The organism is Parapedobacter lycopersici, from assembly GCF_040395035.1.
Taxonomy (GTDB): Bacteria; Bacteroidota; Bacteroidia; order Sphingobacteriales; family Sphingobacteriaceae; genus Parapedobacter; species Parapedobacter lycopersici_A.
Genome location: NZ_JBEBRB010000067.1, coordinates 1 through 13,824 on the forward strand (window position 1 = coordinate 1; position 13,824 = coordinate 13,824).

General features: G+C 50.7%; 11 protein-coding genes. 9 read left to right on the forward strand and 2 right to left on the reverse strand.

All coding sequences use genetic code 11. The annotated features are described in order from the left end of the window. Together ABWO75_RS11355 and aspS are read right to left on the reverse strand one after the other, a co-directional pair. Nucleotides 1-1,379, reverse strand: a 1,379-nt coding sequence (locus ABWO75_RS11355; protein ID WP_353185613.1) for a LutB/LldF family L-lactate oxidation iron-sulfur protein, incomplete at its 3' end; no start/stop codon positions are given. A 56-nt stretch (nt 1,380-1,435) separates the two neighbouring features. Further along, on the reverse strand, nt 1,436-3,178 hold the full coding sequence (gene aspS, locus ABWO75_RS11360; protein WP_353185615.1) for an aspartate--tRNA ligase: 1,743 nt from the start codon (nt 3,176-3,178) through the stop codon (nt 1,436-1,438). Nucleotides 3,179-3,364: 186 nt separating this feature from the next. On the opposite strand from aspS, the gene mraZ reads away from it, so the two are divergent. The 9 genes from mraZ to murG all read left to right on the forward strand — a co-directional run bounded on the left by mraZ (nt 3,365) and on the right by murG (nt 13,789). Beyond that, nucleotides 3,365-3,838 (forward strand): division/cell wall cluster transcriptional repressor MraZ, encoded by a 474-nt coding sequence (mraZ, locus tag ABWO75_RS11365; RefSeq protein WP_353185617.1) that lies wholly within the window; start codon nt 3,365-3,367, stop codon nt 3,836-3,838. Further along, nucleotides 3,831-4,736, forward strand: a complete 906-nt coding sequence (rsmH, locus tag ABWO75_RS11370; RefSeq protein ID WP_353185619.1) for a 16S rRNA (cytosine(1402)-N(4))-methyltransferase RsmH — start codon at nt 3,831-3,833, stop codon at nt 4,734-4,736. The genes mraZ and rsmH overlap by 8 nt, the downstream gene beginning before the upstream one ends. A 49-nt stretch (nt 4,737-4,785) precedes the next feature. Further along, nucleotides 4,786-5,196: an FtsL-like putative cell division protein gene (locus ABWO75_RS11375; RefSeq protein ID WP_353185621.1), complete on the forward strand. Its 411-nt coding sequence runs from the start codon at nt 4,786-4,788 to the stop codon at nt 5,194-5,196. 24 nt (nt 5,197-5,220) lie between these two features. Beyond that, the gene (locus tag ABWO75_RS11380; RefSeq protein ID WP_353185623.1) at nt 5,221-7,314 is read left to right on the forward strand and encodes a PASTA domain-containing penicillin-binding protein; all 2,094 of its coding nucleotides are present in this window, start codon (nt 5,221-5,223) and stop codon (nt 7,312-7,314) included. Then, nucleotides 7,311-8,768 carry a UDP-N-acetylmuramoyl-L-alanyl-D-glutamate--2,6-diaminopimelate ligase gene (locus tag ABWO75_RS11385; protein WP_353185625.1) on the forward strand — a complete coding sequence of 486 codons (1,458 nt, stop codon included), beginning with the start codon at nt 7,311-7,313 and terminating at the stop codon, nt 8,766-8,768. Before ABWO75_RS11380 ends, ABWO75_RS11385 begins: the two co-directional genes overlap by 4 nt. A 7-nt stretch (nt 8,769-8,775) precedes the next feature. Further along, nucleotides 8,776-10,020 carry a phospho-N-acetylmuramoyl-pentapeptide-transferase gene (gene mraY, locus ABWO75_RS11390; protein ID WP_257657736.1) on the forward strand — a complete coding sequence of 415 codons (1,245 nt, stop codon included), beginning with the start codon at nt 8,776-8,778 and terminating at the stop codon, nt 10,018-10,020. A gap of 3 nt (nt 10,021-10,023) precedes the next feature. Next, nucleotides 10,024-11,397: a UDP-N-acetylmuramoyl-L-alanine--D-glutamate ligase gene (gene murD / locus ABWO75_RS11395; protein ID WP_353185627.1), complete on the forward strand. Its 1,374-nt coding sequence runs from the start codon at nt 10,024-10,026 to the stop codon at nt 11,395-11,397. An 84-nt stretch (nt 11,398-11,481) separates the two neighbouring features. Further along, nucleotides 11,482-12,663: an FtsW/RodA/SpoVE family cell cycle protein gene (locus ABWO75_RS11400; RefSeq protein ID WP_353185629.1), complete on the forward strand. Its 1,182-nt coding sequence runs from the start codon at nt 11,482-11,484 to the stop codon at nt 12,661-12,663. A 19-nt stretch (nt 12,664-12,682) separates the two neighbouring features. Further along, the gene (murG, locus tag ABWO75_RS11405) at nt 12,683-13,789 is read left to right on the forward strand and encodes an undecaprenyldiphospho-muramoylpentapeptide beta-N-acetylglucosaminyltransferase (protein ID WP_353185631.1); all 1,107 of its coding nucleotides are present in this window, start codon (nt 12,683-12,685) and stop codon (nt 13,787-13,789) included. The last annotated feature ends 35 nt before the right edge of the window (nt 13,790-13,824 follow it).

The following is a 13,824-nucleotide window of genomic DNA, read 5'->3' on the forward strand; positions in this document are numbered from 1 at the left end:
TTAGTATCGCGCGCTTTCCATTGCTCGCTGAAGGATTTTGGTGCTACCTGCGGCAGCTCGCGGTGTTTGCCCCAGGCTTTTTTGAAGAAATACCGCAGGAATAGGTTTTTAACCTTTCCGCTAAACAGATCAACGATTTTCCGCCTGGTTATTGCGAATGTAAAGCCTTTCCAGGCAAGTTTTTCTGTCTGGGGTACCAATTTGTTCGCTACCGCATCACGCCGGTTAAGCAGCAGCATATTGTGAATGTCGATCTTTACCGGACACACTTCCGTGCATTTGCCGCAGAGCGAAGATGCATAGCTGAGGTGTTTGAATTGTTCCATGCCCTGCAGGTGCGGAGTAATGATGGAGCCGATTGGCCCGCTGTAGGTCGTGTTATACGTGTGGCCGCCGATATTCCGGTAGATGGGGCATCCGTTCAGGCAGGCGCCGCAGCGTATACAGTAAAGCCCCTGCCGCTGTTCCTTCTGGGCCAGCAGGTTGGTGCGTCCGTTATCAAGCAATACCACATACATTTCTTCCGGGCCATCCGTTTCCCCTTCTTGGCGCGGACCCCCGAATATACTGTTGTAGACTGTGAGCCGCTGTCCGGTGCCGTGTGTGGCCAGCAATGGCCAGAACAGGTCCAGGTCGGCCAGCGAGGGAATCAGTTTTTCGATGCCCACAATGGCGATATGTATTTTGGGGAATGTGGTGGTCAATCTTGCATTGCCTTCATTTTCCGTAACGGCAATGCTGCCAGTGTCGGCAATCAGGAAATTGGCGCCGGTAATGCCAATATCGGCTGTCGTGTATTTTTCCCGCAGCAGTTCGCGCGCCTTTAAGGTCAGCGCTTCAGCGGAGGCATCCAGCGGGGTGCCGAAATGCTCGTGAAAAAGCGCGGCAATATCCTGTAGGCTCAGGTGCATGGCTGGTGTCACAATGTGATAAGGCTTTTGGCCAAGCAGCTGGACAATGTACTCGCCAAGGTCCGACTCGACTGTCCGGACCCCTTTTTCTTCCAGAAATTCGTTTAAATCGATTTCTTCGGTGGTCATGGACTTCGACTTAATCACACTTTTTGCGCCAGCCTGCGCTACGATTTTCCATATTTCGTTGCGGGCTTCAGCTGCGTCGTTCGCCCAGATGACCTTGCCGCCCTTCTTCTGGAAATTGGCCTCAAATTCAGGTAATAGCTTGTCGAGGTTCTCCATTACCCGCCATTTGGTAATGTGTGCCTTTCGCTTAGCGTTTTCCAGGTGCTGGAAACTGGACAAGCCTACGTGGACCGCAGCGTCATATTTGTCAATATTGTAATTGATAATTTGCCTATGCCGGGGTTCGAATGCTTTGGTTGCACTGTCCTTCAGAAAGATTTTCTCTTGGGTAGCCGGCATAATAAATGACAATTAAATTAATAACGCGAAAATACGGCAACTGTTGTATCCATTCACTATTTTAAGGCGATGGCCAGTTCATTTAGCTGTTCCTGACTGATTGAGGCCGGAGACTCGATCATGACATCCCGGCCCGCATTGTTTTTCGGGAAGGCGATCACGTCCCGGATGCTGTCCAATCCGGCGAATATAGATACCAGCCGGTCGAAGCCGAACGCAATGCCTCCGTGCGGTGGCGCCCCGTATGTGAATGCGTCCATCAGGAACCCAAACTGTTTTTGCGCCTCATCCGGTGAAAAACCCAGTAAATCGAACATGCGCGACTGCAGTTCACGCTGATGAATCCGGATGGAACCTCCGCCGACTTCCACACCATTAATAACCAGGTCATAGGCATTGGCCCGCACTTGGCCGGGGTCACTTTCCAATAGTGGGATATCGACAGCCTTCGGTGAGGTAAAGGGGTGGTGCATTGCGTGATAGCGCCCGCTTTCTTCATCCCACTCCAATAGTGGGAAATCCACAACCCATAGCGGGGCAAACGTAGTTTTGCTGCGCAGACCGAGTTGACCGGCAACCTCCAGTCGGAGTTCACACAGCTGTTTACGTACCTTATCTGTAGTGCCGGCCATAACCAACAGCAGATCCCCGGGTTTAGCATCGAAGGCCGCTGCCCACTGTTGAAGCTGCTCAGGCCCGAAGAATTTGTCGACTGAGGATTTGAGGGTGCCATCAGCGTTATATCGCAGGTAGACCAAGCCGGAGGCACCTATTTGCGGGCGCCGTACAAAATCTGTCAATGCGTCCAGCTGTTTACGGGTGTAGGAAGCACATCCCGAAGCACGGATGCCCACTACCAGTTCAGCCTGGTCAAATACCGGGAACCCTGCTCCCTGGAGAATACGATTCAGTTCAACGAACGGCATGTCAAAGCGGATGTCCGGTTTGTCGGACCCATACAGGCGCATTGCATCAGCATAAGGCATGCGGGGAATGGCGCCCAGGTCGATCCCCTTGACCGTTTTAAATAGGTGAGTGACCAACCCCTCGAAAGTATGGAGGATATCTTCTTGGTCCACAAAGGCCATTTCGCAGTCAATCTGCGTAAATTCAGGCTGGCGGTCAGCCCGCAGGTCTTCATCGCGGAAACATTTTACCACCTGGAAATAACGGTCGAAGCCTGACACCATCAATAATTGCTTAAAGGTTTGCGGCGATTGGGGAAGTGCGTAGAACTCGCCTGGATTCATCCGGCTGGGCACAACGAAATCGCGGGCGCCTTCGGGTGTCGATTTAATAAGCACCGGTGTTTCCACCTCCAGAAAGCTTTCGCCGTCGAGGTACCGTCGTACTTCCTGGGCCAGCCGATGGCGCAGGATCAGGTTGTTCCGTACCGGATTACGACGAAGGTCCAGGTAACGGTATTTCATCCGGAGATCATCCCCGCCATCGGTATCGTCCTCAATGGTAAAAGGAGGAAGCTTCGATGGGTTCAGTACCTCCAGTACGGATACCTTGATTTCAATTTCCCCGGTGGGTATTTTCAGGTTTTTATTCTCCCGTTCTATGACCGTTCCGGTTACCTTAATGACATACTCACGGCCCAGATCGCGCGCATTATTGCGCAGGGTCTCGTCGGCATCTGCATCAAACACAAGCTGGGTAATCCCGTAGCGGTCGCGAACGTCGATAAATGTCATTCCGCCGAGGTCCCGGGACTTATGTACCCACCCACTTAATACCACCGTTTGACCCAGTTGTGCCGTAGTCAGTTCACCACAAGTATGTGTTCGTTGCATAATGCTATTATTTGAGGTTGCTAAAATAGCTGTTTTTTGGAAGAAACCCCGAATTGGATATAGATGCGGCAAGAAAAAAGCGTAATCCCATTAAAATAGGTGTGGAAAACTTTTTTGTGGGGAAAAGTGGGAGAAAGTGGAGTAAATTCCTACTTTTACCTCATCATTATCAGGTTAAGTGGATTTATGAATCACCTCATCGGCGAATTTGATTGCAAATTAGACACCAAGGGAAGGATGGTGTTGCCGGCTGCGCTCAAAAGGCAAATGCCTGATGTAGAGCGTACAGGGTTGGTTATTAACCGTGGTTTTGAACGGCACCTGGTGATTTATACGAAAGGGGAGTGGGATAAGATTACAGCCAAGCTGGCTAAACTGAACCCTTACAAAGCACAGAACCGGAAATTTATCCGCGACTTTACCCGTGGTGCCACCGAGCTGGCGCTGGATTCGGCGGGGCGGGTGCTTTTACCGAAATCGTTGCTGGAATATGGCGGGATTCAGGCAGAGATTGTGCTTTCCTGTCAGTTCTCTAAAATAGAGGTTTGGTCGAAAGAGGCATATAACCAATTGTGGGAAGATGATGGGGATGATGATTTCGCGGCGCTGGCCGAAGAAGTGATGGGAGCGGACCACCTAACGGATGACGATCATGAATAGCGCCTACCATATGCCGGTGATGCTGGATGAATGCCTGGAGGCATTGGCCATAAAGCCAGCGGGGATATATGTGGATGTCACGTTCGGTGGTGGTGGGCATTCCGGCGCGCTCTTAAAGCGGTTGAGTGGTTCGGGCCGGCTTTATGCTTTTGATCAGGATCCGGATGCGGCAGAAAATGTTCCGGATGACAATAGGCTGGTATTTATTCCGCATAACTTCAGGTTTATGAAAAATCACCTGAGGCTGCATGGGGTAACCGCTGTCGATGGAATTCTGGCAGATCTTGGGGTGTCGTCACACCAGTTTGACGACGCGAAAAGGGGGTTTTCAACCCGCTTTGATGCGCTGCTGGATATGCGGATGGATCAGGCGGGCGACCTGAATGCACGGGATGTGCTTAATGCGTATTCCGAAGCTGAGCTGCATCGGATTTTTGGTATGTATGGCGAGATCCAGAATGCCCGGTCGTTGGCAAAAACGATCGTGACTGCCCGGATTGAGCAACCCATCCAGACCGTGGAAACGCTGAAATCAATGATCAAGAAACTGGTGCCGCGGGGCAAGGAACATAAATACCATGCACAGGTGTTTCAGGCATTGCGCATCGAAGTCAATAAGGAACTGGAAGCACTGCAGGATTTTTTGGTGCAGAGTGCAGCAGTGCTTAAGCCGGGGGGCAGACTGGTAGTTATGTCGTATCATTCGCTGGAAGATCGGATGGTGAAGAACTTCATGGCGAAAGGCAAATTCAAAGGGGAAGTGGAGCGGGATTTCTATGGTAATGAATTGAAGCCTTTTGCGGTAATCAGCCGTAAGGCAGTAACGGCTTCCCCTGAAGAGATTGCCCGGAATAGCCGGGCCCGGAGCGCGAAACTTAGGATAGCAGAAAAATTATAATATAACGGGTTGCCGCCGGCAACGCGGCGGTTTCAAAAACGTTGGTTTTATGGTAAAGAATGCTTATAAAAAGGTGCCATTGAGCGACGAACAGCAGGAAGCCCTGCAGGATACCGTGGAGGAAAAGGCGGATGCCACGCGGAATTTCTTCCAGTCGTTCCTGGGCTCCGATCGCTTTTCATCGGAGTCGTTTGTGCGGTACATTCCGTTTATCGCCTTCGCCGGCTTGCTGGCTATCATATACATCGCCAACCGGCATTACGCTGAACGTACGGCGCGCGAAATCGACCGGCTGGGAAAAGAGGTCAAGGAAATGAACTGGGATTACAAATCGCTTTCCGCTGATTTAATGAAACTGACGACCCAGACGGAAATTGCAAAACGTGTGGATACCATGGGATTAAAGGAACGTACGCAGCCACCGAAAAAGATCGTTGTAGTCAAAACATTAGCGCAATAACAAGGATAAAAAATTACATGTAGCATGAACATCAGGACAGACATACTTTTCCGAGCATATTTGTCATTTGGGCTGATTGTGCTCATTGCTATTGCCGTACTGGTCAAGCTATTTCACCTGCAATACGTGGAAGGAGAGGAATGGCGCGACATGGCCGACAGCCTGTCCACGCGGTATGTAGACGTGGAGGCTGTAAGAGGAAATATCTATTCGGCAGATGGCAGCCTGCTGGCTACGTCGGTACCGGAATATGACCTGCGCATGGACCTGCTCGCCCCGGGGATCCAGGAGGATGATGTTTTTTATGCTAAAGTTGATTCGCTGGCGGCTAAATTATCGGCCTTTTTCGGCGATAAGTCTACTGCCCAGTATTCCCGTCTCCTTAAGCATGCACGTGCCAACGGCAACCGATATTACCTGATTAAGCGCGATGTGGGGCATCAGGAGCTGAAAACCGTTCGTGAGTTCCCGATTTTTAATCTTGGTAAATACAAGGGCGGATTAATTGCGGAGCGGAAAAATAAACGGATCCTGCCTTTCACCAACCTGGCTGCCCGCACGATCGGCTATAAAGTTCCCGCCGAAAACATACACGTGGGCCTGGAGGGTGCATATGGTGAGTTTATTGATGGCCAGAGCGGAAAGCGCCTGGTCCAGCGGATCGCTGGGGGGGTATGGATGCCTGTTAACCGTGAAATTGAGGTGGCGCCGGTTGACGGGTCCGATATTATTTCCACCATTGACGTGAATATGCAGGATATGGCACAGCGTGCGTTGGAAAAACAGCTCATTGCAAGCAATGCCGACAATGGATGTGTGATCTTGATGGAGGTGGCAACGGGTGAGATACGTGCCGTAGCTAACTTCACCCGCGATTCAGAGGGCGTATACCGTGAAAAGTTCAATTATGCCATCGCACAGAGCGCCGAACCGGGCTCGACGTTTAAACTGGCGTCTTACCTGGTGGCACTTGAAGATGGTAAGATCGATACGAATACCGTTATTGAAACGGGCAACGGAACTTATCAGGTGCCCGGGCATACAATACGTGATACCCACGCCTATGGTACCATCACCGTAAAACAGGCATTCGAACTGTCATCCAATGTGGCCATTACGAAAATAATTAATACTGCATACCGGAATAACCCGGCCGCATTTACCAAGGCGCTTCGTGGACTGCACCTGAACGAGGAACTGCAGCTCCAGATACCGGGCGAAGGTAAACCGCTGATTAAGACGCCTGAGAGCAAAAGCTGGAGCAAGCTTTCGCTGCCCCAGATGGCCTATGGTTACGAGCTGCTGATGACCCCGCTGCAGATGTTGACCTTCTACAATGCCGTAGCTAATGACGGTAAAATGATTGCTCCGTTGTTTGTAAAGGAAATCCGTCATCTGGGCAATACGGTCGAGCATTTTGACGCCCGGGTCATCGATGAGCAAATTGCCTCGGAAAATACGATAAACAAATTGCAGGAGATGCTCGCAGGGGTGATGATTGAAGGTACCGGGAAACGACTGCGCAGCCCCAACTATTCGATGGCCGGAAAAACCGGTACCGCCCAGATGGCCGATGGTGCCTCGGGATACGGTGCACGCAGGTATCAGTCGTCCTTCGCCGGCTACTTCCCTGCTGATAATCCGAAATATTCCATGATTGTGGTGATCCGGAATCCCCGTAATGGTTATTACGGTGCCTCCATCGCCGGACCGGTATTCCGCGAACTGGCGGATATGGTTTATGCGAATGACCTGGACATGCACGATAACTTTGACCAGCTTCGGCTCGTCGGCAATACCGGACTGCCTCCCACGCTGAAAGGGTCCACATCCGCCACACGCAAGGTATTCGACGCTTTCGGAATGAAAACCATGTATGCGTCCGCGGGAGGCACACAGCATATTGACACGGTAAAGGGTATCCCGTTTGCCGATGAAGCCATTACAGAGGGGACGGTGCCGGATGTGAAAGGCATGGGACTGATTGATGCCCTTTATGCAATCGAAAATTCGGGCTACCAGGCAAAGGTAACGGGCAAGGGCCGGGTCATAGCCCAGTCACTTCTTCCCGGACAGCGGTTAAAAGCAGGAACATCCATCTCGATTGAATTGAAATGATGCCATTAAAAGACATACTTCATGGGATTCCAGTACAACAAGTAGTGGGTAACCTGAATGTATCCATTGATCAGCTTGGATTCGACTCGCGGAAGGCGGGAGCGAATAGTCTTTTTGTGGCCATCCGTGGTGTGCATACCGATGGACATCGTTATATCAGTGACGTGATCGCCCAGGGGGCTATTGCGGTGCTTTGCGAAACGTTACCGGAAAGTACTAACGATGACGTGACTTATATACAGGTGGCCGATACGGCGTTTGCCTTGGGTGTATCCGCGGCTAACTATTATGGAAATCCCTCCCGGAAGTTAAAACTGGTGGGCGTTACGGGTACAAATGGAAAAACGACGGTGGCTACGCTGCTTTATAAGCTATTCCGGGAATTGGGCTATGAGGCCGGCTTGTTATCGACCGTGGAAAACCGGGTAGGCAACCGTGTGCTGGCTGCTACTCATACCACACCCGATCCGGTAGCGTTAAATGCACTGATGAACGAAATGGTTGATGGCGGCTGCGATTACTGCTTCATGGAAGTCAGTTCCCATGCCGTTGCACAGCAACGGATAGCCGGATTAAATTTTGCGGGTGGTATTTTTACCAATATTACCCACGATCACCTCGATTTCCATGGAACGTTCGATGCGTATATTAAAGCCAAGAAGACATTCTTCGACGGCCTGGACCGCTATGCATTTGCGCTGACAAATGCCGATGATAAAAACGGGGAAGTGATGCTGCAGAATACATTTGCCCATAAGCGCGCATACGGACTTACTCATATGGCTGATTTTAAGGCTAAGGTAATTGAAAGCCATTTCGACGGCATGCTACTGCAGCTTGACGGGCATGAAGTATGGGTAAAACTGGTGGGCGGATTTAATGCCTATAATATACTCGCTGTTTATGGCGCTGCCATTTTGCTGGAACAGGAAACGGTTAAGGTGCTGACGGCACTCAGCAACCTGTCCGGAGCGGAAGGCCGTTTTGATATCACCATCTCTAAAACCGGTGTGATCGGGATTGTGGACTATGCCCACACGCCGGATGCGGTAAAGAATGTATTGGAAACGATTCGCGGACTGAGAAAGAACGGAGAACAGATTATTACGGTGCTGGGCTGTGGCGGCGACCGCGATAAGACAAAACGTCCCGAAATGGCTGCTGTGGCGGTAGGACAGAGCGATAAACTGATTATTACCTCAGATAATCCGCGGACGGAAGACCCGCTGCAAATTATCAGGGAGATGGAAGCCGGTATTTCCGAGAAGGACCGGCGGAGTGTATTTTCTATTGCCGACCGGAAAGAAGCCATCCGTGCAGCATGCCACCTGGCGCAGCCGGGAGATATTGTATTGGTGGCAGGGAAAGGCCATGAAAAATATCAGGAAATCAATGGAGTACGGCACGAATTTGATGACAAGGCCGTACTAGCTAACGCGTTTAACGAACAATAACAGATCTATGCTATATTATTTATTTACCTGGATAGAAGAGTATACGCACATACCCGGTTTGGGTCTGTTCCAATACATCTCATTCCGCACGGCCATAGCGGTGATCTTGTCGTTGGTCATCACGACTGTTTACGGCAGCCGGCTGATCCGGATGCTGCAGGCCCGGCAGGTTGGCGAAACCATCCGCGACCTTGGCCTGGAGGGCGAAAAGCAAAAGCAGGGAACACCCACGATGGGTGGATTGATTATCCTTGCGGGAATTTTGGTGCCGACACTGTTATTTGCTAAACTGGATAATATTTATGTGATCCTGATGCTGATCACCACCGTATGGATGGGGACAATCGGGTTTGTAGACGATTACATCAAGGTATTCCGTAAAAATAAGGAAGGACTGGCCGGCCGGTTTAAGATTGTCGGCCAGGTGGGGCTGGGGGCCATCATCGCATGTACCATGTACTTTCACCCCGAAATCGTTGTCCGGCAGCAGGTGACGGATCCCGCCGCATATGAACAAGCACAACTGCGGGTGCAGGAGTCGACCGGCAGGAAATATTATACGGAAGATGTCAAATCAACCAAGACCAATATACCGTTCTATAAAAACAATGAGTTTGACTATGCCAAGGTGCTGAGCGTGTTCGGCCTAAGCGGCCCGATCTTTACGTTTCTGGTTTTTTTGGTGGTGGTGGTCTTTATCGTTACCGCGGTGTCCAATGGTGCGAATATAACGGACGGTATCGACGGACTGGCAACGGGTACTTCCGCTACCATTGGCGGAACGCTGGCTATCCTGTCGTATGTGTCAGGTAACGTTGTTTTCTCGAATTACCTGAACATCATGTATGTGCCGAATTCGGAGGAACTGGTCATTTTTGCCGGCGCATTTGTTGGCGCCTGCACCGGCTTTCTTTGGTATAATTCCTATCCGGCACAGGTATTTATGGGCGATACGGGCAGTCTGGCAATCGGGGGCATTATCGCTGCGTTTGCCGTGCTGATTCGCAAGGAGCTACTGATTCCGATTTTATGCGGGGTATTCCTGATTGAAAACCTGTCGGTCATCATGCAGGTCTCCTATTTTAAATATACCAAGCGGAAATACGGGGAAGGGCGCAGGATATTCCTGATGTCGCCCTTGCACCACCATTACCAGAAAAAGGGGTATCACGAGGCAAAGATCGTTACCCGGTTCTGGATCCTGGGGATTATGCTCGCGATTTTAACCATTGTTACCTTAAAGATCAGATAGCGGATGGGCAATATACCGACATATCATTACCCCCAACACGGCAAGCTTGTTGTGCTTGGCGCCGGTGAGAGCGGTGTGGGCGCGGCTATACTGGCCCGGCAGAAAGGCTTTGATGTCTGGGTTACCGATAGCGGGCCACTGGCTGAGCGATATAAAACCCAGCTGGAGGATGCCGGTATTGCCTATGAAGCAGGCGGACATACCGAAGCACGGATACTGGATGCAGTACTGGTCATCAAAAGTCCGGGCATACCGGACCATGTACCCATTGTAAAGCAACTGAAAGACCGCGGAATACCTGTCATTTCGGAGATTGAATTCGCCGCACAATATACAGACGCCAAACTGATCTGCATTACCGGATCAAACGGTAAGTCGACGACAACCATGCTGACGTGGTTTATATTGAGTCAGGCCGGATTAAATGTCGGATTGGCGGGCAACATCGGCAGCAGCTTTGCACTGCAGGTGGCTACGGCAAATTATGATTATTATGTGCTGGAAATCAGCAGCTTTATGCTGGATGATATGGTGCATTTCCGGGCAGACGTCGCCGTGTTGCTTAACATTACCCCGGACCACCTCGACCGCTACGCGTACAAGCTGCAGAACTATGTGGATTCGAAATTCCGGATTATCCGTAACCAACGGCCGGAGGACCTGTTTATCTACTGTGCGGACGACCCGTTGACCGTGGAGGGTCTCCAGACGCACCAATCCCCCGCACGTATGCTGCCGTTTAGCCTGACACAGCAATTTGAGGCAGGCGCATACCTGAATGAACAGAATCAACTGGTAATTAACATACCCAATCAAGCAATATTTATCATGGATATTAATGAAATTTCCCTCCAGGGCCAGCACAATATATATAACAATATGGCTTCGGGCTTAGTAGCCAAAGCACAGGAACTGCGCAATGCTTCCATGAAAGAAAGCATGAGCTCATTTAAGAATATCCCGCACCGGCTCGAGTTTGTGGCCTGTATTGCGGGCGTTAACTACATCAATGACTCCAAGGCAACCAACGTAAATGCGGTATGGTATGCCCTGGAAAGTTTTGCCCCCAGGATCGTACTGATCATGGGCGGTGTAGACAAGGGAAATGATTACGAGATGCTGCGTGACCTGATACGTACCAAGGTACATGCTATCGTATGCATTGGCAAAGACAATTCCCGTATTTATGACGCATTGGAAGAAGACGCGGAGATTATCGTAAACAGCGCAAGCATGCAGGATGCGGTGCAGATTGCATCTCATCTCGCGCAGAAAGGGGATACTGTACTCCTCTCGCCCGCCTGTGCAAGTTTTGACTGGTTCAAAAACTATGAAGACCGGGGCGACCAGTTTAAGGAGGCAGTAATGAATTTGTAAGGACGATCGCGGATGGAGGAGCAGTAAACAAGGATTATGTATTTAACCGTCGGCGAATAGCCGGCAGTAGACAGCTAAAAGACAATGGAACAGGTATTTTCAAAACTGAAGGGAGATCGCTGGTTGTGGATCATTATCATCGTGCTCTCTGTATGGTCGTTATTAGCGGTATATAGTTCCGTTGGCACACTCGCCTATAAGGAAGGGAAGGGTACGGAAGTCTATCTCATTAAGCATACACTGCTCATCGTCGGCGGTTTTGCATTGATGTATTTTTCCCATTTGCTCGACTATCGATGGTATGCCGGTATTTCCAAAATATTGATGGCCATTACCATTCCGCTGCTGCTATATACACTGATTTTCGGCGAGACTATCAACGATGCCAACCGCTGGGTTACCATCCCGGTGATTAATCAGACGTTTCAGACATCCGACCTGGCCAAGCTGGCGCTCATTACGTTTCTTGCGCGTACCTTAACCCGGAAGCAGGAGAGTATTAAAGATGTAAAAAGGGCTTTTCTGCCTATTATGGGTGCAGTATGCCTCATTTTTGCATTGATCGCGCCTGCCAACTTATCCACTGCATTGATGTTATTCGGCGTCAGTGTATTGCTGCTCATCATTGGCCGGATCAGCATCAAGCAGATTGCTTATGTATGTCTGGGTGTTTTTGTGCTGTTGATATTAGTAATTGCGTTGGGACCGCGGCGGCAAACGTATGTATCGCGCGTGCAGACTTACATGAATGGCGAGGAAGCCAATCCGGATAAATCGTTCCAGTCGGACCACGCTAAAATTGCCATCGCATCCGGCGGGCTGTTTGGCAAGGGACCGGGCAACAGCGACCAGCGGAATGTATTGCCGCACCCTTACTCGGATTTCATCTTTGCGATTATCGTGGAAGAATACGGCGCCATTGGCGGTGTAGTATTGGTAGCGCTGTATGTGATATTGATGTTCCGTTGCATACGGATCGTCACACTGAGTCCCAAAGCCTTCGGTGCGCTGCTTGCTGCCGGATTGGGCTTTAGTCTGACCCTGCAGGCGCTGGCCAATATGGCCGTAGCGGTGGGCCTGGGCCCGGTAACGGGTGTCCCGCTGCCGTTTGTCAGCATGGGGGGAACATCCATACTGTTTACCAGCATAGCGTTCGGCATTATCCTGAGCGTAAGCCGTAATATTGACGAAGTGAAGGAGAAAACAATAGCCACGCAGCAAAAAAATAAGAAAGTTGTTGTCGGTGAAATTCCGGCCATGGGATAGTTGGGAGAATACAAATAATATGGCAAAGCGAGTCATCATCAGCGGAGGCGGAACGGGAGGGCATATCTTCCCGGCCATTGCGATAGCCCATGCGTTAACGCGCATTGAACCGGGTATCGACTTGCTGTTTGTGGGTGCCAATGGCAAAATGGAAATGGAAAAAGTGCCTGCCGCAGGGTACCGGATTGTAGGTCTGGACATTCAGGGAATTCACCGGAAATCGTTGTTGAAAAACCTGGCGCTGCCGTTTAAATTATACAAAAGTATGCAGCGGGCCCGGCAGCTAGTCCGCGATTTTAATCCGGATGTCGCAGTCGGCGTCGGTGGTTATGCCTCCGGTCCGTTGCTTTATACCGCCGCAAAAATGGGAATTCCCTGCCTGATCCAGGAACAGAACTCCTATGCGGGTATTACCAATAAAAGGCTTGCAGCGAAAGCAGCGCGGATCTGTGTGGCTTTTGAGGGCATGGAACGGTTTTTTCCTGCGGAGAAAATACGGTTTACGGGCAATCCTATACGCCGCGGGTCGGTAGATATACAGGATAAAAGGGCGGAAGCCATGGCTGCTTTCGGCCTGAACCCGGATAAGAAAACCATACTGATCACCGGCGGAAGCCTCGGTGCCCGTACATTGAATGAATGCCTGCGCGACGGACTGGATAAACTGGTGGCCGCACAGGTGCAGGTAATCTGGCAATGCGGCAGCTATTATTATGAAGCATTGGAGCCGGTGGTTGCTGCCAAGCAGGCAGAAGGCGTTGTGCTGACCGCATTTTTGAACCGGATGGATCTGGCATATGCCGCAGCAGATGTGATTGTCGCCCGTGCGGGAGCCGGTACGATCGCCGAGTTGTGCGCTGTGGGAAAGCCAGCTATACTGGTGCCTTCTCCCAATGTGGCAGAAGACCATCAGACAAAAAATGCACAGGCATTGGTCAGGCAGGATGCAGCATGGATGGTGAGTGATGCCGATGCACCGCAGCAGTTGGTCGACGCGGCACTGACATTGCTGGGAGATAAACAACGGTATGCATCGCTGGCTGAAAACATTGCAAAATTAGCCATCCTGGATGCCGATGAGGTTATTGCGCACGAGGTGCTGGCATTGGCAGGAGAACGGAAATAACGAGTAAAGAAAATGAATATAGACAACATCAGACA

Bases quoted from the DNA above. Each gene is read 5' to 3' on its own strand.
- ABWO75_RS11400 (WP_353185629.1), top strand. From the start codon at position 11,482: ATGGAACAGGTATTTTCAAAACTGAAGGGAGATCGCTGGTTGTGGATC.
- aspS (WP_353185615.1), bottom strand. From the start codon at position 3,178: ATGCAACGAACACATACTTGTGGTGAACTGACTACGGCACAACTGGGT.
- murG (WP_353185631.1), top strand. From the start codon at position 12,683: ATGGCAAAGCGAGTCATCATCAGCGGAGGCGGAACGGGAGGGCATATC.
- ABWO75_RS11380 (WP_353185623.1), top strand. From the start codon at position 5,221: ATGAACATCAGGACAGACATACTTTTCCGAGCATATTTGTCATTTGGG.
- ABWO75_RS11385 (WP_353185625.1), top strand. From the start codon at position 7,311: ATGATGCCATTAAAAGACATACTTCATGGGATTCCAGTACAACAAGTA.
- rsmH (WP_353185619.1), top strand. From the start codon at position 3,831: ATGAATAGCGCCTACCATATGCCGGTGATGCTGGATGAATGCCTGGAG.
- ABWO75_RS11375 (WP_353185621.1), top strand. From the start codon at position 4,786: ATGGTAAAGAATGCTTATAAAAAGGTGCCATTGAGCGACGAACAGCAG.
- mraZ (WP_353185617.1), top strand. From the start codon at position 3,365: ATGAATCACCTCATCGGCGAATTTGATTGCAAATTAGACACCAAGGGA.
- murD (WP_353185627.1), top strand. From the start codon at position 10,024: ATGGGCAATATACCGACATATCATTACCCCCAACACGGCAAGCTTGTT.
- mraY (WP_257657736.1), top strand. From the start codon at position 8,776: ATGCTATATTATTTATTTACCTGGATAGAAGAGTATACGCACATACCC.